Source organism: Streptomyces sp. NPDC002734, from assembly GCF_040295685.1.
GTDB lineage: Bacteria > Actinomycetota > Actinomycetes > Streptomycetales > Streptomycetaceae > Streptomyces.
Map to the genome: position 1 here is coordinate 66449 of NZ_JBEOVU010000027.1, position 24608 is coordinate 91056.

General features: G+C 73.2%; 23 protein-coding genes. 11 read left to right on the forward strand and 12 right to left on the reverse strand.

Going from position 1 to position 24608, the window contains the following annotated elements; translation table 11 throughout:
* Positions 1-17: 17 nt before the first annotated feature.
* The 4 genes from ctaD to ABT026_RS22960 all read right to left on the reverse strand — a co-directional run bounded on the left by ctaD (position 18) and on the right by ABT026_RS22960 (position 5927).
* Positions 18-1700, reverse strand: coding sequence for an aa3-type cytochrome oxidase subunit I (gene ctaD, locus ABT026_RS22945; RefSeq protein WP_351116886.1), 1683 nt, complete (start codon positions 1698-1700; stop codon positions 18-20).
* Positions 1701-1779: 79 nt separating this feature from the next.
* Entirely contained in the window at positions 1780-2490 is a 711-nt protein-coding gene (locus ABT026_RS22950) for a phosphodiesterase (RefSeq protein ID WP_351116887.1), read from the reverse strand.
* Positions 2491-2760: 270 nt separating this feature from the next.
* Entirely contained in the window at positions 2761-5115 is a 2355-nt protein-coding gene (locus ABT026_RS22955; RefSeq protein ID WP_351116889.1) for a glycoside hydrolase family 65 protein, read from the reverse strand.
* Entirely contained in the window at positions 5112-5927 is an 816-nt protein-coding gene (locus ABT026_RS22960) for a beta-phosphoglucomutase family hydrolase (RefSeq protein WP_351116891.1), read from the reverse strand. The genes ABT026_RS22955 and ABT026_RS22960 overlap by 4 nt, the downstream gene beginning before the upstream one ends.
* A 227-nt stretch (positions 5928-6154) precedes the next feature.
* Here ABT026_RS22960 and ABT026_RS22965 point away from each other — a divergent pair, with 227 nt between their 5' ends.
* Positions 6155-8641, forward strand: coding sequence for a SpoIIE family protein phosphatase (locus ABT026_RS22965; RefSeq protein ID WP_351116892.1), 2487 nt, complete (start codon positions 6155-6157; stop codon positions 8639-8641).
* A gap of 116 nt (positions 8642-8757) precedes the next feature.
* Here the strand turns inward: ABT026_RS22965 and ABT026_RS22970 are convergent, their stop codons facing one another.
* Together ABT026_RS22970 and ABT026_RS22975 are read right to left on the reverse strand one after the other, a co-directional pair.
* Positions 8758-9243, reverse strand: coding sequence for a flavin reductase family protein (locus ABT026_RS22970; protein ID WP_351116894.1), 486 nt, complete (start codon positions 9241-9243; stop codon positions 8758-8760).
* Between the two features lie 86 nt (positions 9244-9329).
* The gene (locus ABT026_RS22975) at positions 9330-10160 is read right to left on the reverse strand and encodes an ATP-grasp domain-containing protein (RefSeq protein ID WP_351116896.1); all 831 of its coding nucleotides are present in this window, start codon (positions 10158-10160) and stop codon (positions 9330-9332) included.
* 133 nt (positions 10161-10293) lie between these two features.
* Between ABT026_RS22975 and ABT026_RS22980 the strand changes: the two genes are divergently transcribed.
* Together ABT026_RS22980 and ABT026_RS22985 are read left to right on the forward strand one after the other, a co-directional pair.
* Positions 10294-10992 (forward strand): TetR/AcrR family transcriptional regulator, encoded by a 699-nt coding sequence (locus tag ABT026_RS22980; RefSeq protein WP_351116898.1) that lies wholly within the window; start codon positions 10294-10296, stop codon positions 10990-10992.
* A 100-nt stretch (positions 10993-11092) separates the two neighbouring features.
* Positions 11093-11515: a Zn-ribbon domain-containing OB-fold protein gene (locus ABT026_RS22985; protein ID WP_351116900.1), complete on the forward strand. Its 423-nt coding sequence runs from the start codon at positions 11093-11095 to the stop codon at positions 11513-11515.
* 79 nt (positions 11516-11594) lie between these two features.
* Here the strand turns inward: ABT026_RS22985 and ABT026_RS22990 are convergent, their stop codons facing one another.
* The 4 genes from ABT026_RS22990 to ABT026_RS23005 form a co-directional block, all read right to left on the reverse strand.
* Positions 11595-11798, reverse strand: coding sequence for a hypothetical protein (locus ABT026_RS22990; protein WP_108955618.1), 204 nt, complete (start codon positions 11796-11798; stop codon positions 11595-11597).
* 66 nt (positions 11799-11864) lie between these two features.
* On the reverse strand, positions 11865-12578 hold the full coding sequence (locus ABT026_RS22995) for a L,D-transpeptidase family protein (RefSeq protein ID WP_351116901.1): 714 nt from the start codon (positions 12576-12578) through the stop codon (positions 11865-11867).
* 207 nt (positions 12579-12785) lie between these two features.
* On the reverse strand, positions 12786-13415 hold the full coding sequence (locus ABT026_RS23000; RefSeq protein WP_351116903.1) for an MBL fold metallo-hydrolase: 630 nt from the start codon (positions 13413-13415) through the stop codon (positions 12786-12788).
* Entirely contained in the window at positions 13412-14500 is a 1089-nt protein-coding gene (locus tag ABT026_RS23005) for an S-(hydroxymethyl)mycothiol dehydrogenase (RefSeq protein WP_351116905.1), read from the reverse strand. The genes ABT026_RS23000 and ABT026_RS23005 overlap by 4 nt, the downstream gene beginning before the upstream one ends.
* A 591-nt stretch (positions 14501-15091) precedes the next feature.
* Here ABT026_RS23005 and ABT026_RS23010 point away from each other — a divergent pair.
* From ABT026_RS23010 to ABT026_RS23045, 8 genes are all read left to right on the forward strand, one after another.
* Positions 15092-15307, forward strand: coding sequence for a type A2 lantipeptide (locus ABT026_RS23010; RefSeq protein WP_351116907.1), 216 nt, complete (start codon positions 15092-15094; stop codon positions 15305-15307).
* 111 nt (positions 15308-15418) lie between these two features.
* Complete coding sequence (locus ABT026_RS23015; RefSeq protein WP_351116909.1) at positions 15419-16225, forward strand: biotin/lipoyl-containing protein; 807 nt, start codon at positions 15419-15421, stop codon at positions 16223-16225.
* Positions 16222-18471: an NHLP family bacteriocin export ABC transporter peptidase/permease/ATPase subunit gene (locus tag ABT026_RS23020; protein ID WP_351116910.1), complete on the forward strand. Its 2250-nt coding sequence runs from the start codon at positions 16222-16224 to the stop codon at positions 18469-18471. The genes ABT026_RS23015 and ABT026_RS23020 overlap by 4 nt, the downstream gene beginning before the upstream one ends.
* Positions 18472-21390 carry an NHLP bacteriocin export ABC transporter permease/ATPase subunit gene (locus ABT026_RS23025; protein WP_351116912.1) on the forward strand — a complete coding sequence of 973 codons (2919 nt, stop codon included), beginning with the start codon at positions 18472-18474 and terminating at the stop codon, positions 21388-21390. It abuts the gene before it with no gap.
* A 156-nt stretch (positions 21391-21546) separates the two neighbouring features.
* A complete protein-coding gene (locus ABT026_RS23030; protein WP_351116914.1) occupies positions 21547-21744 on the forward strand; it encodes a hypothetical protein in 198 nt (65 codons plus the stop codon).
* 49 nt (positions 21745-21793) lie between these two features.
* Positions 21794-22825: an iron-containing redox enzyme family protein gene (locus tag ABT026_RS23035; RefSeq protein WP_351116915.1), complete on the forward strand. Its 1032-nt coding sequence runs from the start codon at positions 21794-21796 to the stop codon at positions 22823-22825.
* Positions 22826-22959: 134 nt separating this feature from the next.
* Positions 22960-23601: a HemK2/MTQ2 family protein methyltransferase gene (locus tag ABT026_RS23040; protein ID WP_351116917.1), complete on the forward strand. Its 642-nt coding sequence runs from the start codon at positions 22960-22962 to the stop codon at positions 23599-23601.
* The gene (locus tag ABT026_RS23045) at positions 23582-23815 is read left to right on the forward strand and encodes a CDGSH iron-sulfur domain-containing protein (RefSeq protein ID WP_382558169.1); all 234 of its coding nucleotides are present in this window, start codon (positions 23582-23584) and stop codon (positions 23813-23815) included. The genes ABT026_RS23040 and ABT026_RS23045 overlap by 20 nt, the downstream gene beginning before the upstream one ends.
* Before the next feature lie 22 nt (positions 23816-23837).
* Here ABT026_RS23045 and ABT026_RS23050 read toward each other — a convergent pair whose 3' ends face one another.
* On the reverse strand, positions 23838-24215 hold the full coding sequence (locus tag ABT026_RS23050; protein WP_351116919.1) for a toxin Doc: 378 nt from the start codon (positions 24213-24215) through the stop codon (positions 23838-23840).
* A gap of 3 nt (positions 24216-24218) precedes the next feature.
* On the reverse strand, positions 24219-24464 hold the full coding sequence (locus tag ABT026_RS23055) for a hypothetical protein (protein ID WP_108955630.1): 246 nt from the start codon (positions 24462-24464) through the stop codon (positions 24219-24221).
* Between the last annotated feature and the right edge of the window lie 144 nt (positions 24465-24608).

The following is a 24608-nucleotide window of genomic DNA, read 5'->3' on the forward strand; positions in this document are numbered from 1 at the left end:
CGACGGCCGCGGAGGAGTCATCGGACCCCTTCGCGGTCGTCGCCGCTGTAGTCCACGACGTCCCGCCTTCCCTCGTTCTCCCGGTCCTCGACGGCGGCGTGCTCCGGATGGTGGATGTCGAAGGCCGGCGAGTCGGACCGGACCCTGGGCAGGGCGGTGAAGTTGTGACGCGGAGGCGGGCAGGAGGTGGCCCACTCCAGTGAGCGCCCGTAGCCCCAGGGGTCGTCGACATCGATCTTCGGGGCGTACTTCCGGGTCTTCCAGACGTTGTAGAGGAACACCAGGGTGGACGCGCCCAGCAGGAACGAGCCCACGCTGGAGACCGTGTTGAGCGCCGTGAACCCGTCGGCCGCGAGGTAGTCGGCGTAGCGGCGCGGCATGCCTTCGGCGCCCAGCCAGTGCTGCACCAGGAAGGTGGTGTGGAAGCCGACGAAGAGCGTCCAGAAGTGGATCTTCCCCAGCCGTTCGTCGAGCATCCTGCCGGTCATCTTCGGCCACCAGAAGTGGAAGCCGCCGAACATGGCGAAGACGATGGTTCCGAAGAGCACGTAGTGGAAGTGCGCCACCACGAAGTAGCTGTCCGTCACGTGCCAGTCCAGGACGGGTGAGCCGAGCACCACGCCGGTGAGGCCTCCGAAGAGGAAGGTGACCAGGAAGCCGACGGCCCACAGCATCGGCGTCTCGAAGGAGAGCGAGCCCTTCCACATGGTGCCGATCCAGTTGAAGAACTTGACCCCGGTGGGCACGGCGATCAGGAAGGTCATGAAGGAGAAGAAGGGCAGCAGCACGGCGCCGGTGGCGAACATGTGGTGGGCCCACACCGTCGCGGAGAGGGCCGTGATGGTGATGGTGGCGCCGACCAGTCCCATGTAGCCGAAGATCGGCTTGCGGCTGAAGACCGGGATGATCTCGGTCACCACGCCGAAGAACGGCAGCGCGAGGATGTAGACCTCGGGGTGGCCGAAGAACCAGAACAGGTGCTGCCACAGCACCGCCCCGCCGTTCTCCGGGGCGAAGACCCGGGCGCCGAACTGCCGGTCGGCCTCCAGGACGAAGAGCGACGCCGCGAGCACCGGGAAGGCGAGCAGGACCAGCACCGAGGTGAGCAGGACGTTCCAGGTGAACAGCGGCATCCGGAACATGGTCATGCCGGGGGCGCGCATGCAGATGATCGTGGTGATGAAGTTGACCGCGCCGAGGATGGTGCCGAACCCGGAGAGCGCCAGCCCCATGATCCACAGGTCGGCTCCCAGTGAGGGGCTGCGCTCGGCCGAACTGAGCGGCGTGTAGGCGGTCCATCCGAAGTCGGGCGCGCCCTCGGGGGTGAGGAAACCGCTGATCGCGATCAGCCCGCCGAACAGGAACAGCCAGTAGGAGAACATGTTCAGCCGCGGGAAGGCCACGTCGGGCGAACCGATCTGCAGCGGCATGATCGCGTTGGCGAACCCCGCGAAGGTGGGCGTCGCGAAGAGCAGCAGCATCACCGCCCCGTGCATGGTGAACGCCTGGTTGTACTGCTCGTTGGAGATGAACTGGATCCCGGGGCGGGCCAGTTCGGCGCGCATGACCATGGCCAGCACGCCGGCCAGCAGGAAGAAGCCGAACGACGTGGCCAGGTAGAGGTGCCCGATCGTCTTGTGGTCCGTGGTCGAGGCCCAGGCGATGACCGCGGCGCCCCTGCGGCGTCTCCTCCCGGACACGGCGGCGACCGGCTCCGTCCCCCGCTCCGTCCCTGTCGCCGTCTCCGTCCCCGTCGTCGGCGGCCTGTGCTCCTCGGCCTCAGTCACGGACGCGCCGCCCGTCGCGGGAACCGGCGTACGCGGCGACCCGAGCCGCGCGCAGCGTGCGGGAGGGGCGCAGTCCGGGCAGGCAGTGGGCGTACGGCTCGAAGGAGAGGGTGTGCGCGGCCGGTTCGGGGCCGGCCGGTTTGAGGGTGAGGGAGGCGAACATCCGCCGTGGCTCGCCGGCGGTCTCGGCGCAGAGCCGGAACCCGACGGCGTCCTGACCGAGTGCCTTCCGCAGCCCGGCCAGGGTGACGGGGGCCCGGACCCGTCCGGCGGCGGGCGTCACGGGGTGCGCGGTGAGCAGGCGGTGCCGGTCGCCCACCCGGTAGGCGGTGAGGGTGGAGTACGGGCCGCTCAGCGCGTCCCTGCGTGGGAGCGGCAGGCGGCGGCCGAGCCGGCCGGGGCCGCAGGAGGTGAACAGCAGGTCGAGCGTGGCGCCCGCGCCGTCGGCGTCGTCCACCCGCAGGGCCAGACCGACGCCGTCGGGCAGGCCGCCGGGCAGACCGGCCGCCCGAGACCACCGTGCGGTGACGGGGTGGACGGCGGGCCGGTCCAGCCAGTCCACTCCCCAGCGGCCCGACGGGTCGCCGGGGATCTCGAGTGTCCCGGTGGTCGTCACACCGGCCGGGTGCAGCGCGGGCGCGGCCCGCACCCGCGCCACCTGCCGGGCGACGGCGTACAGCGTCCTGCCGAACGGGCCTGTCATCTCGCACCCCTCTCCCGACCGCTCGACGGCCGGTCTCCGTACCCTCGGGCCCCTCCCGGAGACGCCGCGCGGCGGCGGGTCCGGTGCCCCCGCCGCCGCGTGGACGGTTCGGCCGCCCGGTGCCCTGCGCCGCCTCGGTCGTCGCGGCGAGTCGTCCGTCATGCTCCGTGGCGGGTCCCACCGCGGGGTGGGTCCACGCCAGGGAGTACCGCGCGTTCATCCGTTCGGGGCAGGCGGGTGGCGTCCGGACGGCCGTGCCCTCGTCGGGTGTCAGCGTCCGCCGTTCGGGGGTCGGTGCGGGGGCTGCTCGGGCGTGGGCCGGTGGACGGGGTTGGGGACGGGGCGGACGACGGGGCCGCCGCCGTTGGCGGTGACCCGCACCGGCTGGCCGTGGTGGCTGATGGTCAGTGGCTTGCCGCTGACCAGCTTGTAGGCGGCCGTGTCCTGGGTGATCTCGACCCGCAGGCAGCGGCCGAGGACCTGAAGGGTGAAGGCGAGGCGGCTGAACTTCTCCGGCAGCCGGGGCGAGAACTCCAGCCGGTCGCCGCGCTGCCGCAGTCCGCCGAACCCGGCGACCAGGGCCAGCCAGGCCCCGGCCAGGGAGGCGATGTGCAGGCCGTCGCGGGCGTTGTGCTCCAGGTCGTCGAGGTCCATCAGGGCCGCCTCGGCCGTGTAGTCGTAGGCGAGCCGCAGGTGGCCCGCGCGGGCGGCGATGACGGCCTGGCAGCAGGCGGACAGGGACGAGTCGCGGACGGTGAGCGGCTCGTAGTAGGCGAAGTTCCGGGCGATCTGCTCCTCGTCGAACATGTCGTCGCAGGTGTACATCGCCAGGACCAGGTCGGCCTGCTTGATGACCTGCTTGCGGTACAGGTCGAAGTAGGGGAAGTGGAGCAGCAGCGGGTACTGGTCGGGGCCGGTCTTGTCGAAGTTCCACCGCTGGTGGCCGGTGAAGCCGGCCGACTGCTCGTGGACGCGCAGTTCGTCGTTGTAGGGGATGTGCATCGAGGCCGCGGCGTCGCGCCAGCCGGCGCTCTCCTCGTCGTCGACCCCGAGCTGGGCGGCCTGGTCGGCGTGGCGTTCCACGGCGTCGGCCGCGGCGAGCAGGTTGGCCCGGGCCATGAGGTTGGTGAAGGCGTTGTCGTCGACGACGGCGCTGTACTCGTCGGGGCCGGTGACGCCGTCGATGTGGAAGTTGCCGTGGTGGTCGTGGTGGCCGAGCGAGCGCCACAGCCGGGCCGTCTCCACCAGCAGCTCCAGGCCGACCTCGCGCTCGAAGCGGGTGTCGCCGGTGGCGGCGACGTAGCGGACCACGGCCGAGGCGATGTCGGCGTTCACGTGGAAGGCTGCGGTGCCGGCGGGCCAGTAGCCGGAGCATTCGGAGCCGTCGATGGTCCGCCAGGGGAACGCGGCTCCGCGCAGCCCCAGGGTGGCGGCCCGCTCCTTGGCGACCTCCAGGGTGTTGTGCCGCCAGCGCAGCGCCTCGGCCACCGCCTTGGGCGAGGTGTAGGTGAGGGGGGTGAGCACGAAGGTCTCGGTGTCCCAGAAGGCGTGCCCGTCGTAGCCGGAGCCGGTGAGGCCCTTGGCGGGGATGGCGCGCTCCTCCGCGCGGACGCCGGCCTGAAGGACGTGGAACAGGGCGAAGCGGACGGCCTGCTGGATCTCCTCGTCGCCGTCGACCTCGACGTCGGCGCGCCCCCAGAAGTCGGAGAGGAACTCCTCCTGCTCCTTGAGCAGGCCGTCCCAGCCGCTGTGCCGGGCGGCTGCCAGGGCGGCGTCGACCTGGTCGCTCATCGCGGGCAGGGAGCGGGTGCGCGACCAGCCGTGGGCGACCATCTTGTGCACCGCCAGCCGCTGGCCGGGCTCCAGCACCGAGGTGACGGTGAGCCGGGCGAGATCGGCCTCGCTCTCGCTGTCGGTGACGATCGGCTGGTGTCCGCTGATGACGTGGTCGGCGGCGACGGCCACCCGGATGCCGCTGTGCCAGGTGCGGTGCACCAGGCGGAGCCTGTTGCCGGAGGCGAAGTCGTGCTCCGGCTGCAGCGGGGACTGAAGGGCCTTGGCGGCCCGGGGGTCGCTGCCCTTGCCGTCGGGGAGCTGTTCGTTGGCGACCAGTTCGGACTGCAGGACCACGCGGACCCGGGCGTCGACCGGCTCGACCTCGTAGGAGACGGCGGCGATGGCCCGCTGGGTGAGGGAGACCAGCCGGGTGGAGCGGACGCGGACCCGGGAGCCGGCCGGGGAGACCCAGTCGACGGTCCGTTCCAGGACTCCGCGTCGCATGTCCAGGGTGCGCTCGTGCGCCACCAGCCGGCCGTGGCGCAGGTCGAACGGCTCGTCGTCGACGAGCAGCCGCAGCACCTTGCCGTTGGTGATGTTGATCACCGTCTGGCCGGACTCGGGGTACCCGTACCCGGCCTCCGCGTAGGGCAGCGGGTGGAGTTCGAAGACGCCGTTGAGGTAGCTGCCGGGCAGGCCGTGCGGCTCGCCCTCGTCGAAGTTGCCGCGCCAGCCGACGTGGCCGTTGGAGAGCGCGAAGACCGACTCGCTCTGGGCCAGCACGTCCAGGCTGAGCTCGGTCTCCCGCACCGTCCAGGGCTCGACGGCGTACGACCGCTGGCTGATCACCGGCCACCTCCGGCGGCTCCGGCCGACCCGCCGGGTGCCGCGGAACTGTCGGGGGCCGCGGAAGCGTCCGGGCCGCCGAGCACGCCGAGTTCACCGAGGTCCGGCACGACGACGTCCGCGCCGTGGGCGCGCAGCGCGTCGGCCTGGCCGACCCGGTCCACGCCGACCACATGCCCGAAGCGGCCGGTGCGGCCCGCGTCCATGCCGGCCAGCGCGTCCTCGAAGACGGCGGCCTCGGAGGGCTCCACGCCCAGGTCGCGGGCGGCGGCGAGGAAGGTGTCCGGCTTCGGCTTGCCCGGCAGTCCGCGCTCGTCGGCGACCACACCGTCGATCCGAACGTCGAACAGGTTGACGGCGTCCACGGCGCGGAGCACGTCCAGGCAGTTCTTGCTGGACGAGACGATGGCCGTGGAGAGTCCCTGGGCCCGGGCCCTCCTGAGGTAGTCGAGCGTGGTCTCGTACGCCTCGACGCCGCCCTCGTGGATCTTGCGGAGCACCAGGTCGTTCTTCCGGTTGCCGAGGCCCTGCACGGTCGACGCCTCCGGCGGGTCGTCCGGGGAGCCCTCGGGGAGCGTGATGCCGCGCGAGGCGAGGAAGGAGCGCACGCCGTCGGCGCGAGGGAGGCCGTCCACGTACTCGTCGTAGTCGTGCGCCGCGTCGAAGGGCCGGTATCCGGCTCCGTCCCGTTCCCTCAGGAAGGTGTCGAACGTCTCCTTCCAGGCCGCCGCGTGCACCACGGCGGTTCGGGTGACGACACCGTCGAGGTCGAACAGGCAGGCCCGGATCTGCGAGGGAAGGCCGAGGTCGCTCATGCCGACCACCTTCCCACCAGGCGCGAATACGTGCCTGTCGGTTTCGCCGGGCCGGGTGAAAGGGGACCTGTGGTGGCTTTTCGGCCAGAGGCGTGCAGAGGAGGCGGACGCGGCGATTCCACCCTGCCCGGGCGTGACCCGGGACAACAGGGCCGAAGGTCCCTTGCGGATGCGCTGACGTGGGCATCCGCGTGATCCCGACCCACCGGGTGTGCCATGCTCATTGGGTGACGACCGACCCCGCCCCCTCCGCCGAGACCGGTGCCATCCCCGACGTGGTGGCGCCCGAGGCTGTGCTGGAGCGGGCCAAGGGCGTGATCATGGCGCTGACCGGCAGCACGGCCGACGCGGCCCACGCGGAACTGCTCCGCCGGGCCCGTGGCGCCGGACGCACGCTGCTGGACGAATGCTGGCTCACCTTGAGCGGAGCCTCGACGGGACGCCCGGCGCTCGGGGGCGACCCGGTCTCACGCCGGACCGCCTCCGTGCCCGCGCCCGCCTCCCCCTCGGAACGCGGCTCCTCCCCCGCCGCCTGGGGCTCCGCCCCCGCGCCGGCCGAGGACGTCAACGCCGCCGTGCTGCGCCGGGTGGGCCGGGCCCTGGTGGACGTCGGCGGACCCGCGGAGCTGGCCGCGGGCCTGCGTGAGCACCTGGCCCACAGCGTGGGCCCGGACGCCGTGGTCGTCTTCTCCACCCTGCCCGACGGCGGCCTGGAACTCACCGGCCACGCGGGCCTCGACGAGGACCTCGCGGCGCTCTGGCGCAGCTCTCCGCCGGGCTCCGGGTCCCCCGCGGCCGAGGTGTTCGAGAGCGGTGCCCCGTATTGGCTGGAAAGCGCCGATGCCGGACCGTCGGCGGCGTCCGGGTCGTCCAAGGCGTCGAAGTCGTCCAGGTCGGCGTCCTCCATGGCGGGCGGGGCGGCCGGGGCGCCCAAGGCGTCGAGGTCCGCCCGGTCGCCCGAGCGGTCCCGGGGCTCCGCCGGTCCCGTCGGGCCGTGGGGCTCGGGCGCCTGGCTGCCGGTCGGGACGGGCACCAGACCCGCCGCCGTCCTCGGCGTGCTGCGGTACGGCGGCGAGCCGCTGCCCGTGCGGACGCGCGAGTTGCTGCGGTCGGTCGCCCGGCTCTGCTCGGGCACGCTGGGATCCTTCGACACCCGGCCCCAGCCCTTCGAGGGCGTCTCGCTTCCGACCGTGCACGCGGTGCTCGCCGCTCTTCCCGAGGCGGCGCTCGCCCTGGTCCCGCTGCGGTCGGGCTCCGGGCAGGTAGAGGACTACCGCATCGAGGCCGCCAGCCCCGCCGTGGTGGGCCTGACCGGCCGCACCGGCCAGGACCTGGTGGGGGTGCGGTTGCTCGAGTCGTTCCCCGCCCTGGCCGACGAGCACATCTGGCAGGGCCTGCTGCACACCCTGGCCACCGACGAGCCCTACGAGGGCGAGCCGATGGCCTACCCCTCGGGGAACAGCGACGCCGGGGAGCTCCCCACCTTCTCGGTGCGGGCCCGGCGGCTGGGCGACGGCCTGATGCTCACCTGGTCCCGTTACGAGATCGCCGAGCGTCAGGAGCAGCGCCTCTCCGACGTGCAGCGCCTGGGCAATCTCGGCTGGACCAACTGGAACCTGCTGACCGAGGAGGTCAACTGGTCCCCGCAGGTCTTCCGCATCTTCGACCGTCCGTCCGCCGAGGGCCCCGTCCCGTACCACGACCTGCCCGACCAGGTGATGGCGGAGGACCGGCCCGCCCTCACCCGAGCGGTGCGTTCCCTCGCCTCCGACGGCCGCGCCTTCGACGTGCCCTTCCGGATCCGCACCGCGCACGGCGTGCGCCATCTGCGGGCGGTGGCCGAGGCGGTGACGGACACCCACGGCACGCCGGTGGAGGCCCACGGGTTCGTCCAGGACCTCACCGCGCAGCGCAGCGCCGAGCTGGCGCTGGTGGAGAGCGAGCGGATGATGCTCACCCAGCACGGCATGCTGCGCGCCGAGCGCAGTCTGGCAAGCCGGCTGCAGCAGGCGCTCCTGCCGTTGCCGCACGAGCCGGTGCGGCCCGGCGGGCTGCGGGTGGACGTGGCCTACCTGCCCGCGCAGTCCGGCATACAGGTGGGCGGTGACTGGTTCAGCGCGATCGAGCTGCCCGACGGGGACGCCCTGTGCGTGGTGGGCGACGTGGCCGGGCACGGCATCGACGCGGTCGCCACCATGGCGCAGCTGCGGTTCACCGCCAAGGGCATGGTGATCACCGGCTCCTCGCTGACCGGCGCGCTGGCCCGGCTGAACGCCCTGCTGCTGCACACCGGCGAGCCACGCGCGACGGCCACCATGGTGCTGGCCCGCTACAACCCGGCCGAACGCAAGCTGGTGTGGGCGCAGGCGGGCCATCCGCCGCCCTTGCTGCTGCGCGACGGCGAGGCCCGTTTCCTGAAGCGTCCGGTCGGCATGCTGCTGGGGGCGGTGGAGAACCCGCCGTACCAGGAGGCGGAGACGGTTCTGGAGCTGGGCGACCGGATCCTGCTGTACACGGACGGCCTGATCGAGCGGCCCTCGGAGGGCATCGACGCGGGTCTGCAGCGGCTGGCCGCCGCGGCGACCGGCCACGACGAGCAACCGGGTTCGGCCTCGCTGGGTCCGCTGCTCGCCGAGATGCTCGAGGGCGAGCGCCGCGACGACGTCTGCGTGCTGGACATCCGGGTCATGCCCGAGAAGGACCTGGAGCGCTGACCTCGCCCGCGTGGCCCGTGGGGTGCGCGGTCGGTCCGTCGGGCCGGGCGCCCGTGGGCCGTTCGGGCGGGGCGCCCGGGGACGGCCGCCGCTCGGGCAGGGTGTCCGAGGGTGCTTCAGGCAGGGTGCCCGGGCTCGATGTCCAGGGCGTCCTCCAGTCTCAGCAGGCGCCCCTGTACCCCGGGACGCTCCCCGCTCCGCTCGGGCGCCAGGACGTGCGCGACGTGGTCGCCGGTGTCCAGCCGCTGCTCGACGACGCCGACCGTCCAGGCGGCCGCTCCGGTGAGGACGACGCTGCCGCCCGGTCCCTCGCGCCAGTCGACGTCGGCGAACTTGTCGGTGCGGTCGCCGGTCTCGCCGCCGAACAGGGCCGCCAGGTCGTGCTGCTCGGGGGTGAGCAGGTGGACGACGAGCCGTTCGGCGCGCCGGGCCACCCGGCAGGTGCGGTTCGCCTTGGAGATCCAGACGGTGAGGCGCAGCGGCTCGATGGAGCACTGTGCCCAGAACCCGACGAGGCAGCCGGCCCGCTCCCCGTCCGCGACGGCGGTGACCACGCACATGTCGGGGTTGAGCCGTTTCATGAACGCGTCGGTGGATCGCATGCGTGCCATGCTGCCCCGGAAGCGCGCGGGCACTCCTGCGCCACTCCGCTCCCCCGCCCCGCCCGCCCCACCTGGCGGGACACCGCTCAGGCGTGGTCCAGCAGCCGGTGCAGGGCCTGCCTCAGGGCGTCGACGAAGGCGTCGCGGCGCTCGGCGGGGAGGACGTCGAGGGACAGGTACGGGTTGAGGTCCTCGAGCTCGACCAGCAGCAGCCCGCCGTCCGGGGCCCGGCAGGCGTCGACGCGCTGGATGCCGTGGGTGAGGGTGTTCCACGCGACGAAGCGGCGGGCGAACTCCAGGTCCTCCGCGGTGGGCTCGTAGGGGACGAGTTCCCAGCGGCGGGCGGGGTCCGGCGCGTACAGGGCGTACTGGAAGTCGTGGTCGACGAAGTAGAAGGAGACCTCGTGGGCGAAGCCGATCCGGGGCTGCACCAGGACGTCCCCGTACGCGATCCCGGTCAGCTCCTCGGCCGGCAGGAAGCGCAGTCCCACCGAGTCGGCGCCGAGCTTCGGCTTGACGACGTAGGCCTCGGCCGCGGGCAGGCGGTCGAGGTCCTCCGGCCGGTCGACGGTGGGGATGACCGGGTGGCCCTCGGCGGTGAGGTCGAGCAGGTACTGCTTGCCGGCCATGTCGCCCTTGCCGGTGAGCTCGTTGTAGACGCGCGTCCCGGACGCGAGCGCCCGGTCGCGGAAGTCGCGGTGGGCGTCGAGGTGGCCCAGGACGGGTCCGCTGTTGCGGACGAGCACGGCGTCGAAGGAGTCCATCAGCGCGGCCGCCTGCCGGGGGTGGCAGAGGGCGACGTCGAAGTCCTCGCCGAGGCGGGCGGACAGGTCGATGTCCTCGTCGCAGTACCGGCGTCCCGCGGCCGGGTAGGCGAGATCGGTGACGTGCAGGAGGCGGGGACGGACGGGCGGCATGGGCTTCTCCTCGAAGGGGTCGAACGCAGGGCGGCTCGAGGGCGTCGACGCAGGTCAACCTAGCCGGTGCACTCCGTTCCCCCCAGGAGGGGACGGAGTGCCGCCGTGTCCGGTCGGTGCTACGTTTCGCGGCATGAGTTTCCCGTCGAAGCCGCCGATGCGTGACGCGCTGGTCGAGGCCGCCTTCCGGCTCTTCCTGGAGCGGGGGTACGAGCAGACGACGGTGGAGGACATCGTCACGCTGGCCGGAGTCGGCCGCCGTTCGTTCTTCCGGTACTTCCCCTCCAAGGAGGGGGTGGTCTTCCCCGACCACGAGCGCCGGCTGGCCGAGGTGACGGAGTTCCTCTCCGGCAGCGACCGCGACGAGGACCCGGTGGCGCGGGTCTGCGAGGCGGTACGGCTGGTGCTGCGCCTCTACACCGACAACCCGACCTTCTCGGTGCAGCGTTACCGGCTCACCAAGACCGTTCCCGGCCTGCGCGCCTACGAGTTGTCCGTGGTGTGGCGCTACGAGCGGACCTTCGCGGGGCACCTGCGGGAGCGGCTGGCGGACCGGCCCGACGGGGCGCTGCGGGCGGACGTGATAGCGGCCGCTGTGGTCGCGGCGCACAACAACGTCCTGCGGTCCTGGCTGCGTTCGGAGGGGGAGGGCGACGCGCAGGCGGCGGTGGAGCGGGCGCTGGACTACGTGCGTGAGGCGTTCGGCGACGGCGCCGGGCCGGACCGCCAGGACGAGGACGTGGTCGTGGTGGTCTCACGCCGCCGGGCGCCGATGTGGCAGGTGGTGCGCGAGATCGAGTCCGCGTTGGGCCCCGGCACAGAGGACCGATAGACGGTACGCAGTGCCTTTACGTGTGGCACTGCGTGCCATACGCTGTGCTTCGCGCGCGGGGGCGCCGCGCGCCGGGGACGCCCCGTCCGAGCGCAGGGAGATGACCGTCGTGTTCCAGTCAGGATTCGCCTCTCACCCGGCCACCGGCTTCTCCGCGACGGGTGTGCTCGACCACGTCGCCCAGGAGACCGAGGCCCTCAGCTACCAGAGCTGCACCTGGTGCGGCACCGCGATGTACCACAAGCTGCTGTGCCCGGTCTGCGCGGGAAGCGAGCTGCGGACGGAGCGCAGCGCGGGCGCCGGGACGGTGCTGCGCTCGACGGTGGTCCACCGGAACACGCCGTCGGCCCGCAACGTCTCGCTGATAGAGATGGCGGAGGGCTTCGTGGTGCGGGGCCGGGTGACCGGTCCGCCGGCCGGGGTGCACACGGGCGACCGCGTCCGGCTGGTGACCGCGAAGGACCCGGTGCGGGGCGAGCCGGTCTTCCAGCTCACGGACGACACGCACCGTTCCTGGCACTGACGGCCGAGGAGCTCGATCCCGGGCGCCGTGTCGGACCCGCGCCCCCGCCGGGCGGGGACACGGGATACGGAGGAGGTCCTCAGGAGGCCCGGGCCGGACGGCGGCGGGACTTGGGCCGCGGAGTGGCAGCGGCCCACTCCCCCACCAGGCGCTGATACCTGCGGCGCTGCTCGTGGTCGAGCCGCCCGCCGGACTTCATCAACAGGTCCCGGATCTCCTCGTTCACCTCTGCCGCCGAACGCAGGCGGACGGTTTCAGGAGTGGTGGACATGTTGTGAAGCATACGGCGGAAAGCCGGGGGACGATGTGAGCAATCCGGCGAAAACGCGCATAACGGACGTGTCACTGATCACGTGCCGGGCTTGCGCCCCCACACGGACACCTCGTCGCCGTTGCGGAGCAACTCCCAGTACTTCTTGGCGTCCTTGGGCGTCATGTTGACGCATCCGTGCGATCCCGGCGGGGCCCAGACGCTCATCGCGACCGAGTGGAACGCCTGGCCGCCGTCGAAGAACTGGCTGTAGGGCATGGGCACGTTGTAGATGCTCGACACGTGGTCGATGTGGCGCCAGTAGACCTTCTTGAGGCCCGTGCGGGTCTCGTAGCCGTCGCGCCCGGTGCGCACCGGGACCGGCCCGTACACCAGCTTGCGCCCGTCCTGGATCCAGCTCAGCTGACGGGTGAGGTCCACGCACGCGATGCGGCCCTTGTCGACGGGGCAGCGCCCGTCCTTGTTCGGGTTCACGCCCGCCGCACGCTGCCGGTTCATGAGGTCCATCACCCGCCAGGTGAGCGGACCCGCGTAGCCGGCGCTGGGCGTGATCAGGTGTTTCCTCTGGAAGGCGCGGATCGCCTCGCAGTCGGCGCGCGACTGCTTCCCGTCCACCGGCCTGCCGAGGAAGCCCTCGGCCTGCCTCTGGTAGGGGCCCGTACCGGCGGTGCAGGCGGCGGCGACGGTCGCGCCGTCCGCCGCGCCGGCCGGTGCCGCGCCGACGACGAGTGCGAGCGGCGCCGCGAGCACCGCGGCGAGCAGGGCGGCGCCCCGCCTGCGGATGTCCCCCATGACCCAGGGCCTTCCTCTGGTCCGTGTCGTGCTGGTCGTGCCGACAGCGGTCCGCGCCCTGGGAGCGGTCACGGGTCAAGCAGGCCGGCGAGGAAATGATGACATCACAAATCGGGCGCGCCGTGCACCGGGGGGTACCGGCACGCCGCGAGGGCGCTCCGGTTCACCGGCCCGGTCCAGCGGCGCAACCACTCGCCGCCGTGCGTCTCAGTGCCCTCGGGCGATCCATTCGTCCAGGTGAGGAGCTTCTTCGCCGATGGTCGTGCTGTCGCCGTGGCCGGTGAGGACCTTGGTCTCCGGCGGGAGCGTGAGCAACCTCTCGCGAATGGATTCGACGATGTCCGGGAAGCTCGACCAGGACCTGCCGGTCGCTCCCGGCCCGCCCTGGAAGAGGGTGTCGCCGGTGAAGACGACGCCCAGGGCGACCGACCGCAGGCTGACCGCGCCCGGTGCGTGGCCGGGGGTGTGGATCACCTCGAGGTCGGTCCCGGCCACCTCGATCCGCAGGCCGTCCTCCAGCCAGGCGTCGGGCATCCGCTCCGGGTGGGTCTGCTTCCACAGGTGCAGGTCGTCGGGGTGCAGCCAGATCACGGCTCCGGTGCGTTCGGCGAGTTCGGGGGCGGCGTCGATGTGGTCGTTGTGGGCGTGGGTGCAGACGATGCCGGTCAGCCGGCGGTCGCCCACGGCCTCCAGGATCGCCTCCGCGTCGTGCGCCGCGTCGATCACCAGGGCCTCGTGGTCATCGCCGATGATCCAGACGTTGTTGTCCACGTCCCAGGTGCCGCCGTCCAGGCTGAACTGCCCGGAGGTGATCAGTCGTTCGATCCTGGTGGTCACGGGAGGACCACCACCGAGCGCAGGACGTCGCCGTGGTGCATGCGCTCGAACGCGGCTTCCACGTCGGTCAGTTCGATCGTCTCGGTGACGAACTTCTCCAGCGGCAGACGGCCCTGGAGATGCAGGTCGATCAGCATCGGGAAGTCGCGCGAGGGCAGGCAGTCGCCGTACCAGGAGGACTTGAGGGAGCCGCCGCGGCCGAACACGTCGAGCAGCGGGAGTTCCAGCTTCATCTCCGGGGTGGGCACGCCCACCAGGACCACGGTGCCGGCCAGGTCGCGGGCGTAGAAGGCCTGCCGATAGGTCTCCGGCCGGCCGACCGCCTCGATCACCACGTCGGCGCCGAAGCCGCCGGTGAGCTCGCGGATCGCCTCGACGGGGTCGGTCTCCTTGCTGTTGACGGTGTGGGTGGCGCCCATGGTGCGGGCGGTCTCCAGCTTCCGGTCGTCGAGGTCCACGGCGATGATCCGCGCCGCTCCCGCCAGGTTCGCCCCGACGATCGCCGCGTCGCCGACGCCGCCGCAGCCGATCACCGCGACGCTGTCGCCGCGGCCGACGTCGCCGGTGTTGACTGCCGCGCCGATGCCCGCCATCACGCCGCAGCCGAGCAGACCCGCGACGGCGGGAGAGACGGCGGGGTCGACCTTGGTGCACTGGCCGGCGGCCACCAGGGTCTTCTCGGCGAAGGCGCCGATGCCCAGCGCCGGGGTGAGCTCCGTACCGTCGGTGAGCGTCATCCGCTGCGTCGCGTTGTGGGTGTCGAAGCAGTACCAGGGACGGCCGCGCAGACAGGCGCGGCAGTGGCCGCACACGGCGCGCCAGTTGAGGACCACGAAGTCGCCGGGGGCCACCTCGCTCACGCCCTCTCCGACGGACTCCACAACGCCGGCCGCCTCGTGACCGAGCAGGAAGGGGTAGTCGTCGCCGATACCGCCCTGCTTGTAGTGCAGGTCGGTGTGGCAGACCCCGCAGGCCTGCACCTTGACGACGGCCTCGCCCGGTCCGGGGTCCGGAACGACGATCGTCTCGACCCGCACCGGCTCGTTCCTGCCTGGAGCGACTACGCCGCGTACTTCCTGCGCCATGGAGTGACCTTTCGTCGGTGACGTGAACCGGGCCCGGCCACCCAACGGTACGTCACGAGGGCGTGTCCGGGGCGCAGCCGGTGGAGCTGTCGCGCAGGTCAGCGGGCCGGGCGCCCTCCCCTGGGGGTGCGGCGGCCCGGTGCGGCCGGGCCCCGTGCGCGGCGGTCGCCGGCCGCAGCCCGCCGGCGTCGGTGAGCGACGACGTGCGCACGCACGGTGAACGGCCACCGCTGCGAAACGTCCGTGCGGGAAATCTGCACACCGGCTGCCCGATCCGGGCACCGCCCGGGGCCTTGCGGGGCGGCCGCGCACCGCGGCGGTCCCGAATGCCCGCTTCCGGCGCGGGGGCGGGAGAAGGCCCTGCGGTCCTCCCGTGACCCATGTGTGGAAGTGATCCCCATGTGGTGACGCCGCGTTCACTCTTCCCCCCGACCGAGAGGCAAACGCCCAGCTCACAGCGGTTGTTGATTGGAAGCCGGCAAGTCGCCCGTGCTTTGATCCCACCGCGCCGCAAGGTTCGCCGGCCCTCACGGGCCCGGCGGGCGGCGGCGCGTTTTCCCCCTATGTAGGTCCTTACGAAGGGAAGTTCTCATGAACTTCGTCCCCCAGGTCGAGACCGCCGAGATCTCCGACGCCGAGCTGGACAACGTCTCCGGCGGCCTGATCGGCGAGACCCTCGGTGCCGTCACCGGCGTCGTCGACGGCATCGTGCCGGTCTCGGGCATCCTCAACACCGCGGTCTCCACCGTCGAGGGTGTCACCGGCCTGAACACCGCTCCGGTCACCGGCCTGGTCAACGGCCTCTGATCGCATTTCGCGCCGTCGAGTCCCGGAGCCACCCCCACGGCTCCGGGACTCCCGGCGTTCCGTGCCCGGTTCCCGCACGGGGACCGGTTCCGTTCAGCCGAAAGAAGTTCCGTGCAGTTCCGCCAGCAGGCTCTCGACAAGTTGCGGTCGCCGGAGGACCTCGAGCTGCCCGCCCGGCTCGCCCGGCCGCAGGGCTGGCTGGTGCTCTCGGTGACGCTGGTCGTGATGGCCGCCGCCTCCGTGTGGGCGGTGACCGGCTCGGTCGTCACCACGGTGGGCGCGCCGGCCGTGCTCACCCACGGGCAGGGCAGTTACGTCCTGCAGAGCCCCGTCACCGGACAGGTGACCCGCGTGCTCGCGGAGGAGGGCGACCGGCTCGACGCCGGGGCGCCGGTCCTCGAGGTACGCGCCGCCGAGGGCAGGACCCTGGTGCGGGCGGTCGAGGCCGGCCGGGTGGGCGCGCTCGCCGTGAACGTCGGGGCCGTCCTGCAGACCGGCGCCGACGTGGCGGCGGTGGAGAAGGTCACCGACGAGCACTCCCCCTTGTACGCGACCGTGTACGTCCCGGCCGGCAAGGCCTCCGAGGTCCGCGTCGGCGATCCGGTCGACCTCACCGTGCAGACCGCGCCCGCCTCCCGCTACGGGGTGCTGCGCGGCAAGGTGACGTCCGTCGAGCGGCGCGCCCAGTCGGCCCGGCGCATCGCCTCCTTCCTGGGCGACGCGCAGCTGGCCGCCCGGCTCACCGAGGACGGCTCGCCCGTGGCGGTCACCGTCACCCCGGTGCGCTCCTCGTCGACGAGGAGCGGCTACCGGTGGTCCACCGGGGACGGGCCGCCCTTCCGCCTGGACTCCATGACCCAGGCCACCGCCTCCGTCCGCGTCGCCGACCAGCACCCCGTCGATTGGCTCCTGCCGTGACCACCCGCACCACGAACGTGAAGAAGGGCCCGCCGCCGCCCGTCCGGGGCAGACGCCGGGCCGCCCCGGCGAGGAAGGCCCCGGCGCGCCGCCCGCGCCGGCGCGCGGTCCGCACCCCCACCGTGCTGCAGATGGAGGCCGTGGAGTGCGGCGCGGCCGCGCTCGCCATGGTGCTGGGCCACCACGGCCGCCACGTTCCCCTGGAGGAACTGCGCGTGGCCTGCGGCGTCTCCCGCGACGGCTCCCGGGCGGGGAATCTGCTCAAGGCGGCCCGCGCCTACGGGATGACGGCCAAGGGCATGCAGATGGACACCGCCGCCCTCGCCGAGGTGGCGGCGCCGGCCGTGCTGTTCTGGGAGTTCAACCACTACGTCGTCCTGGACGGCATGGGACGGCGCTTCGGCCGGCGCGGCGTCCACGTCAACGACCCGGCGAAGGGCCGCCGCTTCGTGCCCATGGAGGACTTCGACACCAGCTTCACCGGCGTGGTGCTGGTGATGGAGCCGGGCCCGGACTTCCGGCGCGGCGGACGTCGCCCGGGCGCCCTGGGCGCGCTCCCCTCCCGGCTGCGCGGCACGGCCGGCGCCCTGCCCGCCGCCGTGCTGGCGAGCCTGCTGCTGGTGCTGGTCGGCGCCGCCGTGCCGGCGCTCAGCCGCACCTGGATCGACACCTTCCTGATCGGCGGCAGCACCTCCCTGCTGGACGTGCTGTTCACCTCGATGGGCGCCTGCGTACTGCTCACCGCCGTGCTGACCTGGCTGCAACAGGGCAATCTGCTGCGCGGGCGGATCATCTCCTCCACGCTCTCCAGCGCCCGGTTCCTGCGCCATCTGCTGCGGCTGCCGGTCACCTTCTTCTCCCAGCGCGGCCCCGCCGACCTGGTGCAGCGGCTGGAGTCCAACGACTCGGTGGCCGAGACCCTCTCCCGGGACCTCGCCTCGGCGGGTGTCGACGCCGTGGTGGTGGTGCTGTACGCGGTCCTCCTGCACACCTACGACCCGCAGCTGACCGCGGTGGGCATCGGGGTGGCGCTGCTGAACGTGGTGGCGATGCGGGTGGTGGTGCGGCTGCGGGCCACCCGTACCGCCAAGCTGCGCGCCGACACCGCCCGGCTCACCAACACCGCCTACACCGGGCTCCAGCTGATCGAGACGATGAAGGCGACCGGCGGCGAGGACGGCTACTTCCGCAAGTGGGCCGGGCAGCACGCCGTCACCCTGGAGGAGCAGCAGCGGCTGGGTGTGCCCACCGCCTGGCTGGGCGTGGTGGCGCCGACGCTGGCGACCCTGAACAGCGCGCTGATCCTGTGGATCGGCGGGTTGCGCGCGGTGGAGGGCCACATCACGGTGGGTCTGCTGGTCGCCTTCCAGGCGCTGGTCACCCGGTTCACCGCGCCGCTGACCCGGCTGAACGGCGTGGCCGGGCGGATCCAGGACTTCGCGGCCGACGTGGCCCGGCTGAAGGACGTGGAGAACTTCGCGCCCGATCCGCTGCACGTGCGCGGCGGCGATGACTCCACCCGTCGTCTGCGCGGCCACATCGAGCTGGAGGACGTCGCCTTCGGCTACAGCCCGCTGGACGAACCGCTGCTGAGCGGATTCGACCTGACGGTCGGTCCGGGCCGCCAGGTGGCGCTGGTCGGCGGCTCCGGCAGCGGCAAGTCGACGGTGGCCCGGCTGCTGGCCGGCCTGTACGCGCCCTGGGAGGGCGTGATCCGGATCGACGGGCAGCGGCTGGAGGACATCCCGCGCGGGGCGCTGGCCGCCTCGGTCTCCTTCGTCGACCAGGACGTGTTCCTCTTCGAGGGCACGGTCCGCGACAACGTCGCGCTGTGGGACCCGTCGGTCCCGGACGAGGCGGTGGTCGACGCGCTCAAGGACGCCGCCCTGTACGACGTGGTGATGCGCCGCCCCGGCGGCATCCACAGCCCCGTCGAGCAGGACGGCCGCAACTTCTCCGGCGGGCAGCGGCAGCGGCTGGAGATCGCCCGTGCCCTGGCCCGCCGTCCCAGCGTCCTGGTCCTCGACGAGGTGACCAGCGCGCTGGACGCCGAGACGGAGCTGGTGGTGATGGACAACCTGCGCCGCCGCGGCTGCGCCTGCGTGGTGATCGCCCATCGGCTGAGCACGGTCCGCGACAGCGACGAGATCGTGGTGCTCCAGCACGGCGTGATCGTCGAACGCGGCACCCACCAGCAGCTGCTGGCCGCGGGCGGCAGTTACGCACGACTGGTCAGGGAGCGGTAGATGACCTCCGGTTACGAGGACGCGCACCCGGGCGGCCGGGCCCCCGGGGACACGGGGCTCCAGGCGCTCGACACGCTGGGCACACCCGTGGACTGCTCCGGCCCGCAGCTCGACCTGGAGGGACCGCAGGTGCTGTGGCTGGTCGCCGCGGGCGCGCTCGACCTGTTCGCGGCGGACGTGGTGGGCCAGGGGCACTGGCACCACCTGGGCCGGCTGGAGGCGGGCTCCCTGCTGCTCGGGCCGGTCGCCGGTCCCCGGCACACGCTGGTCGCCCGGCCGCTGCGGGACTGCGCGGTGCGCCGGATCCAGCTGCGGGAGCTGTACCAGCCGGTGGCCGAGCAGACCTGGACCTACGACGAGTACGGCGCCCCGCTCCACCTGAGCCCGGGGTACACCGCCTCCGGGTCGAGTCCGCTGGAGCACGCGCTGGCGCTCGGCGTGGGGCGCGGTCTGTCGGTGCTGTTCCAGGCGCCGATGGCGGCGGTGTTCACGGCCGAGTTCACCGAGGGTTTCTCCACCGAGCCGGGCTTCCAGCAGGCCGCCGAGCACCTGGCGAGGAAGGCGGACGAGGACGTCTTTTCCCTGCACGTGCCGCCCGGCTCCGTCGCCCACGGCTCGGTGTACGGCGAGGAGGCCGCGGCCGACCTGCTGATGGACCCGGCGCTGTGGCAGGGCATGGTGGACCGTCAGTACCGGCTGCTGTCCACCCTGGACCGGTGGATCGAGCAGCAGGAGCGGTCGCACGAGAGCCGCGCCGCGGCGGGCGTCCGGGCCGGGCTGGAGGCCCGCGACCGTGCGGACCGCACCCTGTTGGCGTCGATGGGCGGCCGCTCGCGCCGCCGCATCACCGACGTGGACGAGGACGCCACCTGGGCCGCCTGCCGGCTGGTGGCCCGCGCCGCGGGCGTCACGCTGACCGATCCGGCGCGCGGCGCCGCGGGCGCCGAGCGGCTGGACCCGGTGGAGCGGATCGCGGCCGTCTCCCGGGTGCGGACCCGGACCGTGCGACTGTGCGCCGGCCGCTGGTGGAAGGAGGACGTCGGCCCGCTGCTGGGGTTCCGCGCGCTGTCGGGGGCTCCGGTGGCGCTGCTGTGGCGGCGCCGGGGTTACGTCGCGGTGCATCCGACCACCGGGCGGGAGACCCGGATCGGCGCGGACAACGCCGACGACTACGACGCGCGCGCCGTGATGTTCTTCCGCCCGCTGCCCGAGCGCCGGACCACTCCGCTGGGGCTGGCCCGGTTCGTGCTGTCCGGGGCCCGTGGCGACGTGGCGTCGCTGCTGCTGGGCGGGCTGGTGACGGTGGTGGTCGGCGTGTGCGTGCCGGTGGTCACCGGCAAGGTGCTCGGCGCGTACGTGCCGCAGGCCCGGACCGACCTGATAGCCCTGGCCTGCACCGCCGTGCTGGTGGCCGCCCTGGTGTCGGCGGTGTTCCTGCTGCTGCAGAACCTGACGATGCTGCGGCTGGAGGGGCGGATCGAGGCCGCGCTGCAGCCCGCGGTGTGGGACCGGTTGCTGCGGCTGCCGGCGCGGTTCTTCACCGGCCGCTCCACCGGGGAGCTGGCCGGGGCGGCGATGGGCATCAGCCGGATCCGGCAGTTGCTGGCCGGCGTGGGGCCGGTGGCCGTCCAGTCGCTGACGGTCGGCACCGTCAACCTGGCGCTGCTGTTCTGGTACGACCCGGCGATGGCGACGGCCGCCGTGGCGCTGCTGCTGGTGCTCGGCGCGGTGTTCCTGGCGCTGGGGCTGTGGCAGGTGCGGTGGCAGCGCCGTCTGGTCCGGCTCACCCACAAGCTCAACAACCAGGCGTTCCAGACCTTGCGCGGCCTGCCGAAGCTGCGGGTCGCGGCGGCCGAGAACTACGCGTACGCCGCGTGGGCGGGCGAGTTCGCCCGCAGCCGGGAGATGCACCGGCGGCTGGGCGGGATCAAGAACCTCAACGCGGTGCTCGGCGCGGTGGCGCTCCCGCTCTGCTCGCTGCTGATGTTCATGCTGCTGGCGGGCCCGGCGCGGGGTGCGATGCCGGCCGCCGACTTCCTCGCGTTCAACACGGCGGTGACCATGCTGCTCGGTTCGGTCACCCAGTTGACCGGGGCCGCCGTGTCGGTGGTGGCCGCGCTGCCGCTGTTCGAGGAACTCCGGCCGGTGCTGGACGCGGTGCCGGAGGTGCGGCAGGCGAACACGCCGCCGGGGCGGCTCACCGGGGCGATCGAGGCGCGCCGGCTGTCGTTCCGCTACTCCGACGACGGGCCGCCGGTGCTCGACGACGTCTCCTTCGAGGTCCGTCCCGGCGAGTTCCTGGCGATCGTCGGGCCCAGCGGCTGCGGCAAGTCGACGCTGCTGCGGCTGCTGATCGGCTTCGAGCGCCCCGCCTCCGGCAGTGTCCTGTACGACGGGCAGGACCTGGCCGCGCTGGACCGTGCGGCGGTGCGCCGGCAGTGCGGGGTGGTCCTGCAGCACGCGCAGCCGTTCACCGGGTCGGTGCTGGAGATCGTCCGCGGTCACGAGCCGTACACGCCGGAGGAGGTCATGGCGGCGGCGGAACTGGCCGGGCTGGGGGACGACATCCGGCGGATGCCGATGGGGCTGCACACCCTGGTGGCCGGCAGCGGCTCGCTGTCCGGCGGTCAGCGCCAGCGGCTGATGATCGCCCAGGCGCTGATCCGGCGTCCGCGGATCCTCTTCCTGGACGAGGCGACCAGCGCGCTCGACAACGAGACGCAGCGGCAGGTCATCGAGAGCACCCGGGCGCTGCGGGCGACCCGGGTGGTGATCGCCCACCGGCTCTCGACGGTGATGGACGCCGACCGGGTGATCGTGATGGACGAGGGACGGGTGGCGCAGATCGGTACCCCGGCCGAGCTGCTGGCCGACCGGGGAGGCCGGCTGCACGAGCTGGTGCGCCGCCAGATGGCGTAACGGACGCAGGGCCGGGTCACCGCTCCGCCGGGGCCCCGGCGGAGCCGGGTCTGTTCGTGGCGGTGCCGGGTACCCGCAGGTGGCCCCGGCGCGGGGCCGCCCTCGGGCGGCCCGCGGGCGGGGCGTCCCGAACCGGCGATTCCGAGGAGACGAACGGTGAACCACCACCACAGTGACCGCGACCGTCAGGACGACCCGCCGCGCACCGCGCTGGCCGAGGCCTTCCGCGAGGCGGAGGAGGCCGCGGCCCGCGCCGACGGCCGGGACCAGGAGGGTGCTGGCCGCTCCGGCGAGGCCGGCGACGCCACCTCGCCGAACCCGCGGGCCCAGGAGCAGGCCCGGCGGGACGGCTGACCTGGCGGTCCGCCCGGGTACCCGGCGTCGCGGCGGGTACCCGGGCCGCATGAGTCACGACCGCGACGCCCTTCACGACCGGCACTCCCCCGAGCTCCCCTCCTCCCGTGGCCCGCTGTCCCAGGGCGTCCTCGCCCTGCTGCGCGGCGAGGGCCCGCCCCCCGGCGCGGAGCTCGCCGCCGAGGCCGACCCTTACGGCGACGACCTCCAGCTCGCCCTGTACTGCTGCTACGAACTGCACTACCGCGGCTTCGCCGGTGTGGACCCCGCCCTGGAGTGGGACCCGGCCCTGCTCACGGTGCGCCGGGCGATGGAGAACCGGTTCCTCGCGGCGCTGCGCCGGGACGTCGAGGTGCACCGCGACGTGCGCTCCGCCGTCAAGGAGCTCGAGACGGAGCCCGTCGAGGGCACCGGCGTCAGTTGGTTCCTGCGCGACGAGGGCGAGCTGCGCCACCTGCGGGAGTACGCCGCGATGCGGTCGATCTACCACCTGAAGGAGGCGGACCCGCACGCCTGGGTGCTGCCCCGGCTGTGGGGGCGCGCCAAGGCGGCCATGGTGTCGGTGGAGTTCGACGAGTTCGGCGGCGGCCGCGCCGACCGGGTGCACGCCAAGCTGTTCGCCGACCTGATGGCGGACCTGGGCCTGGAGACCTCCTACGGCGTCTACCTCGAGCACTCGCCCGCCCCGGCGCTGGCCGTGGTCAACCTGATGTCGCTGCTGGGCCTGCACCGCGCGCTGCGCGGCGCGCTGGTGGGCCACTTCGCCACCGTGGAGATCACCTCCTCCCCCGGTTCCCGGCGGCTGGCCGAGGCCATGCGCCGTACCGGCGCGGGACCCGCGGCCGAGTTCTTCTACGACGAGCACGTCGAGGCGGACGCCGTGCACGAGCAGGTGGTCCGGCACGAGGTGATCGGCGGTCTGCTGGAGGTGGAGCCGTACCTGGAGGACGACGTCGTGTTCGGCATGGACGCGACGGTCTTCCTGGAGGACCGTCTGGGTGACCACGTCATGGCCTGCTGGCGGGCCGACCGTCCGGCGCTGCGCTCCGAGCTGCCGGAGCCCGTGGCGGTGTCCGCGTGAGCGGGACGGTCGCCGGGCCCCCGGAGCGCGCGACGGGACGGACCTGGACGGGTGACGGCGGGGGGCCCACCGGCCATGGTGCGGCCCGGCCTGGGTATTCGGCCCGTGTGAAGCGACCTTTGGTTATCCCTGGTGTGTACGCCCCCCAGGACGACACGCTCCTCCTCTCCGAGGCACTGGAGGACGAGCCCTTCCCCGCCGGCGGCCGCGTGCTGGACGTGGGCACCGGTTCGGGGGCACTGGCCCTGGCCGCCGCCCGCCGCGGCGGCGAGGTCACGGCCGTGGACGTCTCCCGCCGCGCGGTGGCCGGCGTCCGGCTCAACGCCCTGCTGCACGGGGTGCGGGTGCGCGCCGTGCGCGGCGACCTGTTCGACCCCGTCCGGGGTGAGTCGTTCGACCTGATCACCAGCAATCCGCCGTACGTGCCGACCCCTCCGGGCGGTTCGCGCGGCCGCCCCAGGGAGGCCCGCGCCTGGGACGCCGGGGACGACGGGAGGCTGGTCGTGGACCGGATCTGCCGGGAGGCGCCGGAGCTGCTGCGTCCGGGCGGCGTGCTGCTGATGGTGCACTCGGCGCTGAGCGGTCCCGCCGCCTCCGTGGAGCAGCTGCGGGCGGCCGGGCTGAAGGCGGCGGTGACCCTGCGACGCCAGGTGGCGTTCGGCCCGGTGCTCAGGGACCGGGTGAACTGGTTGAGGCACCGGGGGATGATCTCCCCGGAACAGGCCCGCGCGGAGCGGGAGGAACTGGTGGTGGTCCGTGCCGAACGACCCGTCTGAGCGCACACCCGCCCCGGGCGCCTCGCAGCGGCCTGCGGAGGCCCGGCGCATCGTGGTGCCGCGCCGTGGCCCGATGCTGGTCGACGGACCGGTCGAGGTGGAACTGGAGGACGGCACCGTGGCGTCCTCGGACCGCTTCCGGGTGGCCCTGTGCACCTGCCGGCTCAGCGAGCGCTACCCGTGGTGCGACACCAGCCACCGAAGGCGGCGCTGACGTGTCCCGCGCCGCCCACGCGTCACAGCTGCCACTCCCTGAGACGGTCGGCGGCCGCGTAGACGTCGGCCTTGCCCGCGATCAGTTCGCGGGCGAGGTCGACGAGCGCGCCGTAGGGCGGGTCGATCCCCGCCCCGCTGGCGTACATGTACGCCACCGCCGTGGCGCAGGCGAAGCGGGCGTTGGAGGACGGCAGCGGCCTGAGCACGGCGATGGTGTGCAGGAGGGCGGCGGCGCGCCAGGCGGGGTCGGAGTCCACGCCCAGGCGCGGCGGGTCCACCCGGTGCCGGGCGACCGCGGCCACCAGGGCCGAGAAGTCGCTGACCGTCGGCTGGTCCGGCAGCACCTCCTCGTGGCGTTGGAGGAGCCAGGGGACGTCGACGTGCAGGACGGAGGTCATGCGTCAGGCGGCCCGCCCCGCGCCGCGGACCGGAGGCTCGTCGTCCGGGAAGGCGGCGGCGAACTCGTCCGCGTGCGTGGTGAAGAAGCGGCGGAAGGCCTCGGCGCCCTCCTGGAGGGCACGGTGCCGCGCTATGTCGGCGGCGGCGGCCTCCCGGACCAGGGCCTTCATGGAGGTACCGCGCTCCTTGGCGATCTGCCGCAGGTCCTCGAGCTCACGGTCGCTGAACTCGACATTGAGAGCTGGCATGGCGCCACGGTACCGCTCACCCGACCGGGGGTAAATTCCCGCAGGTCACAGCCTGGGGAACACCCATTCGGCCCGGTACCCGAAAGGGTGGAGGGGGCGGTCTCCCCGGGCGGGCGCGCGGGAGCCGCCGCCCGCTCGGCCCAA